Genomic DNA, 16,330 nt, shown 5'->3' on the forward strand with positions numbered 1-16,330 from the left:
TTCTATAATAGCGCCCATTCTTACTCGAGCTTATCCTGAAACTAACTGGTTGAAGGTTTAACCCGGGTTATTTTTATTTTTGAGTCAAATTCTCCTCCGTGATTCGGCTTGTATATTCAGATTTAGCATCTTATCTGTCCGTGGCGGCACATAAGAATATTTAGGTATCCACATGGAAATTAAGGTCAATTATCTCGATAATCTTCGTCAAGAAGCCAAGTTCGATGACTTCACGGTAATCGCCGATCAGCCGATTCGCTATAAAGGTGATGGTTCTGCGCCAGGTCCATTTGATTATTTTCTGGCTTCATCTGCGCTGTGTGCGGCGTATTTCGTTAAAGTTTATTGTGCAGCGCGTGACATTCCCACCGATAATATCCGTCTGTCCCAAAACAATATCGTCGATCCTGAAAACCGCTACAAACAGATTTTTAAAATTCAGGTCGAGCTACCGGCTGATATCTCTGAAAAAGACCGTCAGGGGATTTTGCGTTCGATCGACCGTTGTACCGTCAAAAAAGTCATTCAAACCGGTCCTGAATTTGTTATTGAAGAAGTTGAAAGCATTGATGCCGATGCGCAGGCTTTGTTGATGCCAAATCTGGCTTCAGACAGCCAGACCTGTATTCCGGGTAAAGACTTACCACTTGAAGAAACCATTGCCAATATGTCTGCGATTCTGGCAGGACTCGGCATGAAGATTGAAATTGCATCTTGGCGTAATATCGTACCGAATGTCTGGTCACTGCATATTCGTGATGCTCAGTCACCAATGTGCTTTACCAATGGTAAAGGTTCAACCAAAGAAAGTGCGCTGGCGTCTGCACTGGGTGAATTCATTGAACGTCTGAACTGTAACTTCTTCTATAACGACCAGTTCTGGGGTGAAGATATTGCCAATGCAGAATTTGTGCATTATCCGGATGAAAAATGGTTCCAGCCAGGTCCAAATGGTGAACTGCCAGCCGAAGTTTTAGATGAACATACCCGTGAAATTTATGATCCTGAAGATGAGTTACTAGGTACTCATCTGTATGACACCAACTCGGGCAATAAAGCACGCGGTATCTGTTCATTGCCATTTGTACGTCAGTCTGATGGTGAAACTGTATATTTCCCATCGAATCTGATTGAAAATCTATACCTCAGTAATGGTATGAGCGCGGGCAATACTTTGGCTGAAGCTCAAGTGCAATGTCTGTCTGAAATTTTCGAACGTGCGGTTAAACGCGAAATTCTGGAAGGCGAACTGGCACTTCCAGATGTCCCTGAACACGTATTGGCAAAATATCCGAAAATTGTTGAAGGTATTAAAGGCTTGGAAGAACAAGGCTTTCCAGTACTGGTCAAAGATGCTTCTTTAGGCGGTCAGTTCCCGGTGATGTGCGTGACCTTGATGAACCCGCGTACGGGTGGTGTCTTTGCTTCATTTGGTGCCCATCCAAACTTTGAAGTCGCTTTAGAGCGTAGTCTGACTGAACTGTTACAAGGCCGTAGTTTTGAAGGCCTGAATGATCTGCCAAAACCAACCTTCAGTTCAAATGCAGTTACTGAGCCAAATAACTTCGTTGAGCACTTTATTGACTCAAGTGGTGTCGTGTCTTGGCGTTTCTTCAGTGCAAAATCTGACTATGATTTTGTTGAGTGGGATTTCACCAATAATGGCCAAAACTCAAATGCCGATGAAGCGCAGGAATTGTTTACCATTCTGGAAGAGATGGGCCACGAAGTTTATATGGCGGTCTATCAGCATTTAGGTGCAACCGCTTGTCGTATTCTAGTGCCGGGTTATTCTGAAATTTATCTGGTGGAAGATCTAGTTTGGGATAACACTAATAAGGCGCTTTTATATCGTGAAGATATCCTGAACTTGCATCGTCTGGATGATGAACAGCTGGGAGCTCTGGTTGAACGTCTGGAAGAAGCAGATGAAGATGATTACACCGAGATCCGTACCCTGATCGGGATTGAATTTGACGAAAATACCGAATGGGGTCAGTTAACCATTCTGGAACTAAAACTGCTGATCTATCTGGCGTTACAGCAATTTGAAGAAGCTAAAGATCTGGTTGAGCAGTTCCTGCAATACAATACCAACACGGTTGAACGTGGCCTGTTCTATCAGTGCATGAATGTAGTGCTTGAAGTCATTCTGGATGATGAAATGGAACTGGAAGACTATGAACACAACTTCCGTCGTATGTTTGGCGATGCCCGTATGGATGCAGTCCTCGGTTCAGTAGAAGGCACAGTACGTTTCTACGGTTTAGCTGAAACCAATATGCAGCTTGAAGGTCTGGATCGTCATCTACGTTTAATTGATAGTTACAAGAAACTCCATGCAGCGCGTGCCAAGTTTGTAGCAGCGTAGTAAGTGAAGATGATTAGCTGACTTTGCTAGTCTTTAAATCTTTAAAAAAATAGCCCATCTTAGAATGGGCTATTTTTCTATTGCTCTAAAATTTTAGAAGTAATTTAAAAAAGAAAAAATAAAGGGCGATCATTGCCGCCCATTTAAATCTTAAATAACAGCTTAAATATTATTTAAAGTCAGGGAAATGTTATTAACCATATGAATCAGACGAGGACCGATTTCATTTTCCAGTTTTTCCTGATTGAGTAAATAAGTTGGGGCACCACAGTTAAAGGTCAAAATACCATGTTTAGGGTGAATTAAAGGTACTGCGACAGAGTTCACATCTTTGGCCCAATCACCGAGAGATAAGCAATAGCCATAATCCTGATAATCACGAATAGCACGTTCTAAATTACGCTTAATGGTTGGCCACTGATCTTCATTTCTTTTCTTGATGGCATCAAACAGATACTCACGTTCTTTAACTTCCATCGCAGCCAGACAGGCACGACCCATCGCACTACTATGAATAGGCAGGGTAGAGCCAACTGGACGACGCATGGTCAAAGTAGACTCTGTGTGAACGACTTCCAAATAAATCATGCTCAGACGATCACGTGTTGCCATGGCGACAGGCGCTTGCGCATAACGTGACATTTCTTCCATAAATGGATAAGCCTGTGTACGTGCCGAAATATTGCTGAGCGCCGCATAACCCAGAGCCAATACACCAACGTCCAACAGGTATTTGGTCGTATTCGGTAACTGTTTTAGATAACCTAAAGAAACCAGCGTGCTGGTGATCCGGGCAACAGTCGGTTTTGGCAGATTAGTGAGTTGTGCAATTTCCTGGTTGCCCAGTAATTGATTCGTTGCGGAAAAACATCTGAGGATTTCTAAACCACGTGCAATAGACGCGATAAATTGTGGGTTATTTTCTCTATGAATATGTGAAATCGGATCTAAACGGATCTCATCAAAATTAGGTATTTCGCCAGTTTTATTTTTTGTCATGGTCAGAGCAATTAAAGGTAAATTAATAAATATGATAGCAATTAAATTTCACGATACAAAATAAAACACTTCTATTAATGATAAAAATAAATAAAAAAGTGCTCACTTTATCTGTATTTAAGTTAATTAGCGCTATTCAGCTAAAAACGATGCAGAATTTACAGGTTTTTGAGACCTGTAATGATCTTTAAGTATCTTTAGAAAATTTAAAGTTAGCCAGATAAAATTTCAGGAAAATGGAGCCAATCAAAACGAGAATCATCAGCACGATTTAATTGAAACATTTTTATCTCGCTGCGCTTTTATAGAATCAATTATGATCTGATTCAGATCATCTAACTCTTTTCTAAATCTACTAACAATCTAAAAATTTCGCATTGTGAAATAAAATTCTAACTATAATTTTTAATTAAAGCTAGAAAAATTTGCTTTTTTGCTTAAAAAATAAAATTTTTAATAATTTTTCTTGCTCAAAATGAATTTTTATGATTATTTATTTCGTATTACGAAACTAAAATTAAAGGGTAAAGGAATTTACCCAGATGAACTAAATAAGATGGAGATCCCTATGATTCGCGATCCGGAAATGCTCGAGCAACTTCTTTCGACTATTCGTAACTTTGTCAAAAATGAACTAGTCCCTTTAGAACATGAAGTTGAAGAAAGTAACGCGATTCCTGAGCGTATTGTCGAGCAGATGAAAGAATTGGGTCTGTTTGGCCTAACTATTCCAGAGGAATACGGCGGTTTAGGTATCACCATGGAAGAGGAAATTCTGGTCGCAATGGAATTAGGCCGTACATCGGCTGCATTCCGTTCTTTGATCGGGACCAATAACGGGATCGGTTCAAGCGGGATCGTGATTGACGGTACAGAAGAGCAAAAACAGAAATACCTGCCACGTTATGCGACTGGTGAAATCATTGGTTCATTCTGTTTAACTGAGCCGGATTCAGGTTCAGATGCTGCATCTTTAAAAACCAGCGCGGTTAAAGATGGGGATTACTATATTTTAAACGGTACCAAACGTTTTATTACCAATGCACCGCGTGCAACGACATTTACGGTGATGGCGCGTACCAATCCTGATATCAAAGGTGCAAGCGGCATTTCTGCATTCCTGGTAGAAGCGAATACACCGGGCCTAAGTCTGGGCAAAATTGATAAAAAAATGGGTCAACACGGTTCATACACTTGTGACGTGATTTTTGACAACTGTAAAGTTCATAAAGATCAGTTGATCGGTGGTGTTGAAGGCATTGGCTTTAAAACTGCAATGCGTGTCCTGGATAAAGGCCGTCTGCACATTGCTGGCTATAGCGTAGGTATGGCAGAGCGTATGCTGGAAGACGCTTTAAATTATGCAGTGGAACGTAAGCAGTTCGGTCAACCAATTGCGAATTTCCAACTCATCCAAGGCATGCTGGCAGACTCTAAAGCTGAGATTTATGCAGCGAAATGTATGGTTCTAGATGCTGCTCGTCTGCGTGACGAAGGTAAGAATGTGACCACTGAATCTTCATGCGCGAAAATGTTTGCCACTGAAATGTGTGGCCGTGTAGCGGATCGCTGTCTGCAAATTCATGGTGGCGCAGGCTATATCAGTGAATATTCAATTGAACGTTTCTACCGTGATGTGCGTTTATTCCGTCTGTATGAAGGTACTACTCAAATCCAGCAAATCATCATCGCACGTGAAATGATTAAACAAGCGACCGCTTAAGCAGCAGATTTTAGAATATTGGAAATATTAATGAGCACAAGAATTAGATTTGACTGGCAAGATCCATTTTTACTGGAACAGCAACTGACTGAAGAAGAACGCATGATCCGTGACAGCGCGCATGCTTACTGTCAGGACAAGCTGATGCCACGTGTACTAGAACAGTTCCGCCATGAAAAAACTGATCCAACCATTTTCCGTGAAATGGGTGAACTCGGTCTGCTGGGTCCAACCATTCCTGAGCAATACGGCGGTGCCGGCTTAAATTATGTCAGCTATGGTCTGATTGCCCGTGAAGTAGAACGTGTGGATTCAGGTTACCGTTCTATGGCCAGTGTGCAAAGTTCTCTTGTGATGGTGCCAATCAATGAATTTGGTTCTGAAGAACAGAAACAGAAATATTTGCCAAAACTGGCGACCGGTGAATACATCGGTTGTTTCGGTCTGACTGAACCAGATCATGGTTCAGATCCGGGCAGCATGATTACCCGTGCGAAAAAGGTGGATGGTGGTTACCGTCTGACGGGCGCGAAAATGTGGATTACCAACAGTCCGATTGCTGATGTCTTTGTGGTTTGGGCAAAAGAAGTGTCTCCTGAAGGCAATGTCGGTGATATTCGTGGCTTTATTCTAGAAAAAGGCTGGGAAGGGCTTTCTGCACCAGCGATTCACGGTAAGGTTGGCCTACGTGCTTCGATCACCGGCGAAATCGTGATGGATAATGTATTTGTACCAGAAGAAAATGCGTTCCCGGAAATTCGTGGTCTAAAAGGTCCATTTACCTGTCTGAACAGTGCGCGTTATGGCATTGCCTGGGGTGCGATGGGTGCAGCTGAATTCTGCTGGCATACAGCGCATCAATACACCATGGACCGTAAACAGTTCGGTCGTCCATTGGCTGCGAATCAGCTGATCCAGAAAAAACTGGCAGACATGCAAACTGAAATTGCGTTGGGTCTGCAAGTAGCATTACGTTTTGGCCGTATGAAAGACGAAGGCATTGCATCAGTCGAAGGTACTTCACTGATCAAACGTAATAACTGTGGTAAAGCACTGGATATTGCCCGTTTAGCGCGTGACATGATGGGTGGTAACGGGATCTCTGATGAATTTGGTGTAGCTCGTCATCTGGTGAATCTGGAAGTGGTCAACACTTATGAAGGTACCCATGATGTACATGCCTTGATTCTAGGTCGTGCTCAAACAGGAATTGCTGCATTCTCCAACTAAATGCAGATCAACCTCTAGCCAGCATTGCTGGCTAGTTTGTTTTGGCTGACTTCTATTGAAGTCAGCCAATCCAGTTCTGGGATGGATTTTAAAAATCTAGTCAGATTCAGAATTAAAGATCAATCAAACCCTTTATGTTTCATTTAATTAATTAGGTGAAACATAAACTTCTAAAAGGCACAGGAGTGCCAGCAAAGTGTAAAGGACATTATGAATACGCTTAATTCACAACAAAACCTTCTACCAGAAGAAAATATGCCTAAGAAAAAGGTCTGGATTCTGGCTTTTATCTTTTCATTTTTAGCGTTATTGGTAGACGGTGCAGATCTTGCACTATTAGCCTACAGTCTAACCAGCCTCAAACAAGAATTTTCTTTAAGTAGTATTCAGGCAGGTGCACTCGGTAGCTGGACACTTGCTGGTATGGCCATTGGTGGCTTTTTTGGTGGCTGGGCTTGTGACCGCTTTGGACGAGTTCGGGTGATTGTGATTGCGATCGCTTTATTCTCTTCATTAACCTTCTGGCTAGGCTTTACTCAAAGCTATGAAGAATTTAAGTGGTTGCGATTCTTTTCAGCAATTGGCTTGGGTGCCCTCTATATTGCCTGTAATACGCTAATGGCAGAATATGTGCCAACAAAATATCGTTCTACAGTACTTGCTGCCTTAATGACAGGTTGGACACTTGGTTCAGTCGTTGCCACTGTACTTGCAGGATGGCTGCTTCCAGAGCTAGGCTGGCGTTATCTTTACTATATTGCCATTATTCCGATTGTTCTTGCGATTGGCATGTTCTTCCTGGTACCAGAACCACAAGCCTGGTTAAAGGCACGTCAAGAAAGATTGGCAGCCAAAGCCAGCGGCATAGTGCAGGAAAAGCCGAAGAATACCTTCAAAATGATCTTTGCCGATGCTTTAAGCCGTCGCATGTTCATCCTCTGGTCGTTCAGCACCGCATTCTTACAGTTTGGTTATTACGGCGTAAGTAACTGGTTACCGGCTTATCTGGAATCAGACTTAGGTATTAAATTTAAAGAAATGACCACCTATATGATTGGGACCTTCCTGATCATGATGTGTACCAAAGTGATCGCAGGCATTATTGCGGATAAAATTGGTCGTCGTGCAGTATTTGCTTTCGGTACCATGGGCACTGCAATCTTTATTCCAATTATTGTCTTTGGCAACACACCGGACAATATCTTATGGCTGATGCTGTTTTTCGGATTCCTTTACGGTATTCCATATGGCATTAACGCGACTTATATGACTGAAAGTTTCTCTACCAAAGTCCGTGGTACAGCTACAGGTGGCGCTTATAACATTGGCCGTCTAGGCGCAGTATTGGCACCTTTAACTATCGGCTATTTTGCGCAAGGTGGATCAATTGGTACAGGTCTACTCATCATGAGTGTGGCTTATTTTATTTGTGGCCTGATCCCGGCGATTTTCATTAAAAACCGTTTATTTGACCCACAAAAAGCTGACTAATTGATTAATCAAACATTTATAAAGACAGGAAGATGCTAGGAAGCAATTAAATGAATAAAATCACACAGGATATCGAAACCATACTGAAGCAGATTCCAGATGGTGCACATATTATGACCAGTGGCTTCGGTCTGGCAGGACAGCCAATCGAACTGATTGAAGCTTTGATTGATATGGGTCCTAAAGATCTGACTATTATTAATAATAATGCAGCTTCTGGTGACCGTGGTCTAACCAACCTGTTATTGTCAGGACTGGTGAAAAAAATGATCTGTTCATTTCCTCGTGCCAATAACTCCAAGGTGCTGCGTTTATATGCACCCGCTGAAGAAACCACCAAACAACCTGTTAAGAAAAGTACCATTAAAGAAATCTTTGCAGATCCTGCGAATCGTAAAATGTTTATTTTATGGATTTTTACGGCTGGGTTCCTGCAGTTTGGCTATTACGGTGTAAATAACTGGATGCCGGCTTATCTAGAATCTGAATTACACATGAACTTTAAATCAATGGCGGGCTATATGATCGGGACTTATGTCGCCATGATTTTTGGTAAAGTTCTGGCCGGTTTTGCTGCAGACCGTTTAGGTCGACGCGCCGTTTTCTCTTTTGGCGCGATTGGTACGGCGATTTTTCTACCGGTCATTGTGCTGTTCAACACCCCCGATAATATTGCCTATCTGCTGATTTTCTTTGGTTTCCTCTATGGTATTCCATATGCAATTAACGCAACTTATATGACTGAAAGCTTTGCGACGTCAATCCGCGGTACAGCAGTCGGTGGTGCTTATAATGCAGGGCGTATTGGGGCCATGTTTGCGCCTGCGATTATTGGCGCAGCAGCGAGTGGTGGTTCAATTGGCTTGGGCTTCCTGATTATGGGCGGTGCCTATTTCTTGTGTGGTGCAGTGTCTGGGATCTTTATCAAAGATCGTCAATATGACCCACAAAAAGCATAATGATCATTTTAAACAATGATGTTAAAAATGAGCCTCATAAGGGCTCATTTTTTATCTATTTAATTTAAAAATAAGATTTCTATTTTTTATTGGTCCGACTCTTTTTGCAGATGAATACTTTTCAGACCATCATTTACTTTATTGAGTAAATGAATCAGGGTAATCACATCATCAAAAGCCAGTTTATTTAAGGCTTGTCCATAAAACTCAAAAAAATCATCCTGCAGGCTATCCCAGGTCTGAAAACCTTCCGTGGTAAGCGCAACAATTTTGGCACGTCGATCCTGTTCATTGATAACACGCTCTACCAGTCCATCACGTTCCAGTCGTTTTAAGACGGCATCCAGATTTTGTCGGCTTACACCCAGATATTCGGTCAGATCTGAAAAAGACATACCAGACTTAACTTTAGGACGAGACAGGGCACCGAGCACCGCCCAATGCACGGGAGATATTTTTAGCTCATTTAAGCATTTTCGATCCAGACTGTTTCCCACCTGAAACAGACGGAAAAACAGCCGGTTATGAGCGGAATATAAGGATTGATCATATTTTTTTGACAAAGTATCACTCACTATATGCAACATCCTCAAAACTGAAATAGCTAAACGGCGCAAAGTATAACCTATCGCTTTTTCGCATAATTCAGTTTCTTTTATAATTTGTTTTAAAAATCATAGTGTTTTAGCAAAAATCTGCACCTTTAAATCCTGTACTAAGCAGTTGAACAATTCAAAATATCTCTCTTGATATTCACGGTCTCAGTTCGTTCCCTAGCTGAATAGCAAGGCAGTCATCTAGCAATCTAAAGAAATAAAACATCCTTCATTAAATAGAAATAGTTTAGTAATAAGCTGGGACGAGATATTGGTTACTCTAAAGATAAAAGTCAATATAGGTCAATACATTGAATAAATAAAATTATTAAATAATTGTTATTTATACATTTATAAAAATAAAAATATTATTTTATGTAAATATGTTGACATAAATTCAATCTCTTTCTATTTTAGATAAAACACACCGAATTAGAACAATAGCCGATTAAATTCGACAACAAATAGCGTAGGGATAAAACAATGAAAGGATTAAAAGATAAGGTCGTGATTGTGACAGGCGGTGCAGGCGGAATAGGTTCCGCAACCTGCCGACGTTTGGCAGAAGAAGGCGCTAAAGTTGCTATTTTTGATATGAATCTGGAAGCTGCCGAGAAGTTGGCAAATGAAATTAATCAATACGGTCGGGCGCTGGCGATTCAATGTGATATTACCCAAAGTGACGTCGTTGAACAGGCGGTTCAAAAAACGGAAACTGAATTAGGCCCGATCGATGGACTAGTGAATAATGCTGGTTGGGACATTTTTAAACCCTTCATTAAAAGCACCCCAGACGAATGGCAGAAACTGATCCAGATCAATCTGGTCGGTATGCTGAATATGCACTTTGCTGTGCTGAAAGGCATGGTCGAACGTAATTCCGGCAGCATCGTTAATATTGCCTCAGATGCAGCCCGTGTCGGTTCTTCGGGCGAAGCAGTCTATGCTGCCTGTAAGGGAGGATTGCTATCTTTCTCCAAAACTCTGGCACGCGAACATTCACGCCATAACATCAAAATTAATGTGATTTGCCCAGGCCCAACAGACACCGCTTTACTTGCAGGCGTGACTGAGGGTGCATCGAATCCCGAAAAATTACGTGAAGCCTTTGTTCGTGCCATTCCACTGGGCCGTTTGGGTCAGCCGGATGATTTAGCTTCTGCGATTGCTTTTTTCTTAAGTGAAGATGCCAGCTTTATTACCGGACAGGTCCTTAGTGTCTCTGGCGGTTTGACCATGAATGGTTAAAGCATCAAATTAATTAACACTAAATTAGACAGATAAAACAGTACAGGACGTAATGAACATGAATTTTGAAGATATCTTATATGAAGTAAAAAACGGTGTAGCCTGGATCACGATTAACCGTCCAGAAAAAATGAATGCCTTTCGTGGTACGACCTGTGATGAACTGATCAAGGCTTTAAATAAGGCAGGCTATGACCGTAATATTGGTGCGATTGTATTGGCCGGCGCGGGTGAAAAAGCGTTTTGTACTGGTGGTGATCAGTCTGCGCATGATGGTAATTATGACGGTCGCGGTACCATTGGTTTACCGATGGAAGAATTGCATACCGCCATTCGTGATGTCCCCAAACCGGTAATTGCGCGCGTACAAGGTTATGCGATTGGGGGAGGTAATGTACTGGCCACGATTTGTGATCTGACGATCTGTTCAGATAAAGCAATCTTTGGTCAGGTCGGACCAAAAATGGGTTCAGTCGATCCAGGTTATGGCACAGCATTTTTAGCACGCGTCGTGGGTGAGAAGAAAGCCCGTGAAATCTGGTACATGTGCCGCCGTTATTCTGGTCAGGAAGCGGTTGAAATTGGATTGGCCAATAAATGTGTACCAGCAGATCAACTCGATGCAGAAGTTCAGGCATGGGGCGAAGAAATCTGTCAGCGTAGTCCGACCGCAATCGCGATTGCCAAACGCAGTTTCAATATGGATACCGCACATCAGGCAGGGATCGCTGGCATGGGCATGTATGCGCTAAAACTTTATTACGATACTGAAGAGTCTCGTGAAGGCGTCAATGCACTGAAAGAAAAACGTCAGCCTGAATTCCGTAAGTATGCTAAATAAGGAGACTGATCAATGAAAAAGAATCCTTATATCACCGAAGATCTAGAACTTTTAGCTGAAACGGCAGAAAAATTTGCCCAGAAATATGTGGCTCCCGGTTTTCTGGAGCGTGATCAAAGCCGAGTCTTTGATCGTGATCTGGTGAAAAAAATGGGGGAAATGGGCTTTATAGCCCCCGAACTCCCTGAACAATACGGTGGTCAGGGTATGGGCCGACTGGCAGCAGGGATTATCCATGAAGCCATTGCCAAAGCGGATTTAAGTTTCTCCTATATCAACCTGCTTGCTTCCCTAAATGGCCAAATTCTGGCCGAACATGGGCAGCCTGAAGTGGTTGAGCCCTGGCTGAAAAAACTCACTGCAGGCGAGGCTATCTTCTCAATTGCCTTGACCGAGCCGCGAGGTGGTTCTGATGCAGCAAATTTACGTTTAAAGATTGAACGTGATGGCGACGAATATGTCATTAACGGTGAAAAAACTTCGATTTCAGCAGCCGATCAGGCAGATGCTTCAGTGGTCTTTGGCCGCAGCGGTACAAATGAGAGCGGAGCCCATGGTGTTACGGCGCTTTTAGTTCCAATGAACTTACCAGGCATCAGCACCACACGATTTGACTGCCATGGTCAGCGTGCGATTGGCCGCGGTTCGATCTTCTTTGACAATGTCCGTGTACCAGTAAATCATCGTCTGGGCAATGAAAATAAAGGTTTCGTTCAGGTTATGCAGGGCTTTGATTTCTCGCGTGCCCTGATTGGTCTGCAAGTTTTGGCGGTTGCACGCGTCAGTCTGGATGAGGCTTGGGAATATGCTGCGCAACGTGAAGCTTTTGGTCAGCCATTGACTGCTTTCCAGGGTGTTTCCCATCCGTTAGCAGAATATGAAACGCAGGTTGAAGCTGCACGCTTACTTTGTCTACAAACCTTATGGCTGAAAGACAACCATCTGCCACATACCTCTGAAGCAGGCATGTGTAAATGGTGGGGGCCGAAACTGGCCTATGATGTGATTCATCAATGCCTGCTGACCTTTGGTCATGCCGGTTATGATCGCGGTGTGATGGAACAGCGCATGCGTGATGTGCTGGGCTTCCAGATTGGCGACGGAACAGCACAGATCATGAAAACAATTATCGCTCGGCATAAGGCAGGACGTAAGGCTGTACCAGCTTAAGGAAAGTATGCCCCCACCAAAATAAGACTATTATAAAAAATAAGGAGTAAGCGAATGGATTTCGATGCGGTTCTGATCCCGACAAGAAAAGAGGCCATGCTCAAACAAGGACACTGGCTCAATCAAACAATTCTCGATTTTTTACGCAGCGCGGTAGAAAAAAATCCGGACAAAACAGCTTTAGTGAGTTTTAAGGTCGAGAATCAAACTGAACAGACTTTCAGCTACCAGCAGATTTGGGACATGACCAACAAAATTGCGCTGGGCTTGAAACAGTTGGGTATTGAGAAAAATGATGTGGTGTCTTGCCAGTTGCCGAACTGGTGGGAATTTACCTTGCTGTATCTGGCTTGTAGCCGTATTGGCGCCGTATTGAATCCACTCATGCCGATATTCCGTGAACGTGAATTGGAATTCATGCTTAAACATGGTGAATCTAAAGTATTTGTTGTGCCTAAAATCTTTCGTAATTTTGGCCATGAACAGTTGGCCAATCAGCTACACAACAAGCTGGACACCCTAAAACACGTAGTTGTAGTGAATGGGGATGGCGAGAATAATTTTGATCGCCTGTTACTCAACCATGGTCTGGAACAGAATGCTGCAGCCGTTGCTGCACTAGATGGGCTGGAATCTGGCCCGGATGATATTACCCAACTGATCTTTACCTCTGGCACTACAGGTGAACCGAAAGGCGTGATGCATACCGCTAATACCTTGTTTTCCAATATTGTGCCTTATGCCGAGCGACTACATTTAACTGAAAATGATGTGGTATTGATGGCGTCACCGATGGCGCATCAGACCGGATTTATGTATGGCCTGATGATGCCGATTCAGCTCAATACCAAAGTGGTATTACAGGATGTCTGGGATGTATCCAAAGCAGTCGACTTGATTCATCAGCATCAGGTGAATTTCACTATGGCCTCAACGCCATTTTTGAACGACCTGTCCAATACTGTGGCTGAACAGCATGACAAAGTCGATTCACTGAAAATTTTCCTTTGTGCTGGTGCGCCTATTCCAGGACCACTGGTACAAAAAGCTCGGGAGAGTTTAGGGGTCAAAGTGATTTCAGCCTGGGGAATGACTGAATGTGGCGCGGTCACTACTACCTGTCCAGAAGATGACGATGAACGTTCTTTTAATACTGATGGTATTGCCTTACCGGGTGTAGACGTCAAAATTGTCGATAAAACAGGACAGACCAAGCCGGTAAATGAATCTGGTCGCTTGATGATTCGTGCTTGTTCCGGTTTTGGCGGTTATCTTAAACGTGCTCATTTAAATGATATCGATGCAGATGGCTGGTTTGATACGGGCGATATCGCCTATCAAGATGAGAAAGGTTATATCCGGATTTGTGGCCGTAAAAAAGATGTAATCATTCGTGGCGGTGAAAATATTCCGGTCGCAGAAATTGAATCACTTTTATATAAACATCCCAATGTGGCGGTGGTCGCTTTAGTGGCCTATGCAGATGAACGGCTAGGTGAGCGTGCCTGTGCGATTATCAAGTTAAAAGATCAAGCACAGTCTTTAAGTTTTAATGATTTGGTCGATTTCCTGAAAACCCATAATCTGGCAGTGCAATATATTCCAGAACGTTTGGAAATTTGGGACGAGATTCCAATGACGCCATCGGGGAAAATCCAGAAATTTAAACTCAGAGAATTACTGGCCCAGCACATTGCATCAACAGCAGCAGTAGCGAATTAGAATCTCAACATAAAACGAATAAACCCTGATGTGACATCACATCAGGGTTTTTTACCAGCAAATAAGTAACTGGTCTCCAATGACTTATATCTGGATGAAATTATTTTAATAACTTTAACAGCGCCTCAGCCGTTGCAGCAGAAGATGCTGGATTTTGTCCGGTAATTAACAGGCCATCTTGCTGTACATGCACTTGCCAGTCCTCAGCCTTGGAATACTGTCCGCCTTTTTCTTTTAGCGTATCTTCAACTAAAAATGGTACAATATCAGTCAGACCAACACCATCTTCTTCGGTATTACTAAAACCGGTCACTGATTTACTTTCGACGATAGGTCGGCTTTCTGCATTTTTAACATCGCGAAGCACACCCGGTGCATGACAGACAAGTGCCACAGGTTTATTGGCCTGTAGAGTCTGTTCAATTAAGGAAATAGAATTCTGGTCATTGGCCAGATCCCATAACGGTCCGTGACCACCCGGATAAAAGATCGCATCAAAATCCTGATTCAGCACATCACTTAATTTATGCGTATTGGCAAGAGCCTGCATGGCCACTTCATCTGCTTCAAAACGTTTGGTTGTTTCGGTTTGCGCATCAGGTTCATTGCTTTTTGGATCAAGTGGTGGCTGGCCACCGGCTGGAGAGGCCAACGTTACGTCTGCGCCTGCATCAATAAAAGTGTAATAAGGAGCAGCCAGTTCTTCGAGCCAGAATCCGGTTTTTTTACCCGTTTCGCCAAGTTGATCATGGGAGGTTAATACAATCAGAATTTTCATATTTTTCCTTAAAATTATCTTGAATGATTTGATGGAATAACAAAACAGAGGAAAGAATCTGAATACCTAAGGCCATCAGACTTTTTCGATTGCTTAAAAATAAAAGGAATAAAATCTAGATAGTTGAATTGATGCTAAATCAATAGCATCACTTTCCTTGAACTTTGGATAGCTCAGTTTTTCTTTTTCTTGCCACCGCCGTCCTGCTTATTCACAGTCGACCAGGCAATACGCTCTGCTTCGTCTTCAGGACGACCACGATCTTTTTCACTGTCTTCAATATGCTTAGCCTGTCGTTTTTGCTTTTCGGTATAAGCTGATTTATCACCTCTAGACATTTTAGAATCCTCATCAGGTAGAGTCTGAAATCACTATAACAAGGGATGATTTTGGCGCGGGTAATCATCTGTCAGGATTTGTTTGAATTGTTTTATAGCTTTAAGATGAATTTTATAGATATCCATCAAATTCTGTTTTTCAAAGATTCTAAAACTAAAACGTATTAAATATTTTAGAAAAAAGTAGATAACAGCTAGAAAGGCTGTTATCTACTTTCAAACTTTGATTAGCCGTTAATAATACTGCCGCCATTTACATGAATGACCTGACCTGAAATATAGCTGGCTTCTTCACTGGCCAGAAATAAATAGGCAGGAGCGACTTCACTCGGTTGTCCCATACGTCCCATTGGTGTCTGTTTACCAAAATCTTCCAGTTGTTCTTCATCAAAGCTGCTTGGAATGAGTGGTGTCCAGATTGGGCCTGGTGCAACACCATTCACACGAATTCCGGTTTTATTTTTCGCCAGATTGGTAGATAAGCTGCGGGTAAAAGAAGTAATCGCACCTTTGGTGCTTGAATAGTCTATCAGTGTGTCATGTCCATGATAGCTGGTGATACTGGTGGTATTGATAATACTGTCACCTGCCTGCATATGTGGAAGTACCGCCTGAGTCAGATGGAACATGGACAGGATATTGACATTGAAGGTCTTGAATAACTGGTCTGGAGAAATATCGGTAATACTGTCCTGCGGATACTGCACACCTGCATTATTTACCAGAATATTAGGGTCTGTTGACACTTACTGTTCATAATTAACCCTATAAAGGTAGCCATAAAAATATACAGGCTAAGGCAACAGAACTTTGATAATTTCTTTTGAGCTTGTCATATCGAGTAGCTATTCCTCTAAATTGCTT

General features: G+C 42.5%; 12 protein-coding genes and 4 pseudogenes. 10 read left to right on the forward strand and 6 right to left on the reverse strand.

Annotated elements, in window-relative coordinates; translation table 11 throughout:
• Positions 1 to 172: 172 nt before the first annotated feature.
• Entirely contained in the window at positions 173 to 2,371 is a 2,199-nt protein-coding gene (locus G5T77_RS09565) for an OsmC domain/YcaO domain-containing protein (RefSeq protein WP_166138705.1), read from the forward strand.
• Between the two features lie 162 nt (positions 2,372 to 2,533).
• Here the strand turns inward: G5T77_RS09565 and G5T77_RS09570 are convergent, their stop codons facing one another.
• Entirely contained in the window at positions 2,534 to 3,370 is an 837-nt protein-coding gene (locus tag G5T77_RS09570; protein ID WP_004785687.1) for an IclR family transcriptional regulator, read from the reverse strand.
• Between the two features lie 568 nt (positions 3,371 to 3,938).
• Between G5T77_RS09570 and G5T77_RS09575 the strand changes: the two genes are divergently transcribed.
• The 5 genes and pseudogenes from G5T77_RS09575 to G5T77_RS09590 all read left to right on the forward strand — a co-directional run.
• Positions 3,939 to 5,093 (forward strand): acyl-CoA dehydrogenase family protein, encoded by a 1,155-nt coding sequence (locus tag G5T77_RS09575; RefSeq protein WP_034171043.1) that lies wholly within the window; start codon positions 3,939 to 3,941, stop codon positions 5,091 to 5,093.
• Between the two features lie 18 nt (positions 5,094 to 5,111).
• Positions 5,112 to 6,323 carry an acyl-CoA dehydrogenase gene (locus G5T77_RS09580; RefSeq protein ID WP_171521891.1) on the forward strand — a complete coding sequence of 404 codons (1,212 nt, stop codon included), beginning with the start codon at positions 5,112 to 5,114 and terminating at the stop codon, positions 6,321 to 6,323.
• Positions 6,324 to 6,578: 255 nt separating this feature from the next.
• Positions 6,579 to 7,814: an MFS transporter gene (locus G5T77_RS09585; protein WP_346773772.1), complete on the forward strand. Its 1,236-nt coding sequence runs from the start codon at positions 6,579 to 6,581 to the stop codon at positions 7,812 to 7,814.
• Positions 7,815 to 7,864: 50 nt separating this feature from the next.
• A pseudogene (locus G5T77_RS17200) lies at positions 7,865 to 8,113 on the forward strand (CoA-transferase); the annotation flags it as partial.
• Between the two features lie 39 nt (positions 8,114 to 8,152).
• A pseudogene (locus G5T77_RS09590) lies at positions 8,153 to 8,773 on the forward strand (MFS transporter); the annotation flags it as partial.
• Positions 8,774 to 8,859: 86 nt separating this feature from the next.
• Here the strand turns inward: G5T77_RS09590 and G5T77_RS09595 are convergent.
• The gene (locus tag G5T77_RS09595; protein WP_034706362.1) at positions 8,860 to 9,348 is read right to left on the reverse strand and encodes a MarR family transcriptional regulator; all 489 of its coding nucleotides are present in this window, start codon (positions 9,346 to 9,348) and stop codon (positions 8,860 to 8,862) included.
• 504 nt (positions 9,349 to 9,852) lie between these two features.
• Between G5T77_RS09595 and G5T77_RS09600 the strand changes: the two genes are divergently transcribed.
• Genes G5T77_RS09600 through aliA form a run of 4 tightly spaced genes read left to right on the forward strand, consistent with a single transcriptional unit; the run spans position 9,853 to position 14,350 of the window.
• Positions 9,853 to 10,617, forward strand: a complete 765-nt coding sequence (locus tag G5T77_RS09600) for a glucose 1-dehydrogenase (RefSeq protein ID WP_166138714.1) — start codon at positions 9,853 to 9,855, stop codon at positions 10,615 to 10,617.
• Between the two features lie 58 nt (positions 10,618 to 10,675).
• Positions 10,676 to 11,458, forward strand: coding sequence for a 2-ketocyclohexanecarboxyl-CoA hydrolase (gene badI / locus G5T77_RS09605; RefSeq protein WP_166138718.1), 783 nt, complete (start codon positions 10,676 to 10,678; stop codon positions 11,456 to 11,458).
• 12 nt (positions 11,459 to 11,470) lie between these two features.
• Positions 11,471 to 12,628 (forward strand): cyclohexanecarboxyl-CoA dehydrogenase, encoded by a 1,158-nt coding sequence (gene aliB / locus G5T77_RS09610; protein ID WP_166138721.1) that lies wholly within the window; start codon positions 11,471 to 11,473, stop codon positions 12,626 to 12,628.
• 54 nt (positions 12,629 to 12,682) lie between these two features.
• Positions 12,683 to 14,350 (forward strand): cyclohexanecarboxylate-CoA ligase, encoded by a 1,668-nt coding sequence (gene aliA, locus G5T77_RS09615; RefSeq protein WP_166138724.1) that lies wholly within the window; start codon positions 12,683 to 12,685, stop codon positions 14,348 to 14,350.
• Positions 14,351 to 14,450: 100 nt separating this feature from the next.
• Here the strand turns inward: aliA and G5T77_RS09620 are convergent, their stop codons facing one another.
• The 4 genes and pseudogenes from G5T77_RS09620 to G5T77_RS09635 all read right to left on the reverse strand — a co-directional run.
• On the reverse strand, positions 14,451 to 15,128 hold the full coding sequence (locus tag G5T77_RS09620) for a type 1 glutamine amidotransferase domain-containing protein (RefSeq protein WP_166138729.1): 678 nt from the start codon (positions 15,126 to 15,128) through the stop codon (positions 14,451 to 14,453).
• A gap of 173 nt (positions 15,129 to 15,301) precedes the next feature.
• The gene (locus G5T77_RS09625) at positions 15,302 to 15,466 is read right to left on the reverse strand and encodes a hypothetical protein (protein WP_166138732.1); all 165 of its coding nucleotides are present in this window, start codon (positions 15,464 to 15,466) and stop codon (positions 15,302 to 15,304) included.
• A gap of 227 nt (positions 15,467 to 15,693) precedes the next feature.
• Positions 15,694 to 16,197, reverse strand: a pseudogene (locus G5T77_RS09630) (SDR family oxidoreductase); the annotation flags it as partial.
• Positions 16,198 to 16,212: 15 nt separating this feature from the next.
• Positions 16,213 to 16,330 (reverse strand): annotated as a pseudogene (locus tag G5T77_RS09635) (IS5/IS1182 family transposase); the annotation flags it as partial.

Origin of the sequence: Acinetobacter sp. GFQ9D191M (assembly GCF_011174875.1) — a bacterium.
Taxonomy (GTDB): Bacteria; Pseudomonadota; Gammaproteobacteria; order Pseudomonadales; family Moraxellaceae; genus Acinetobacter.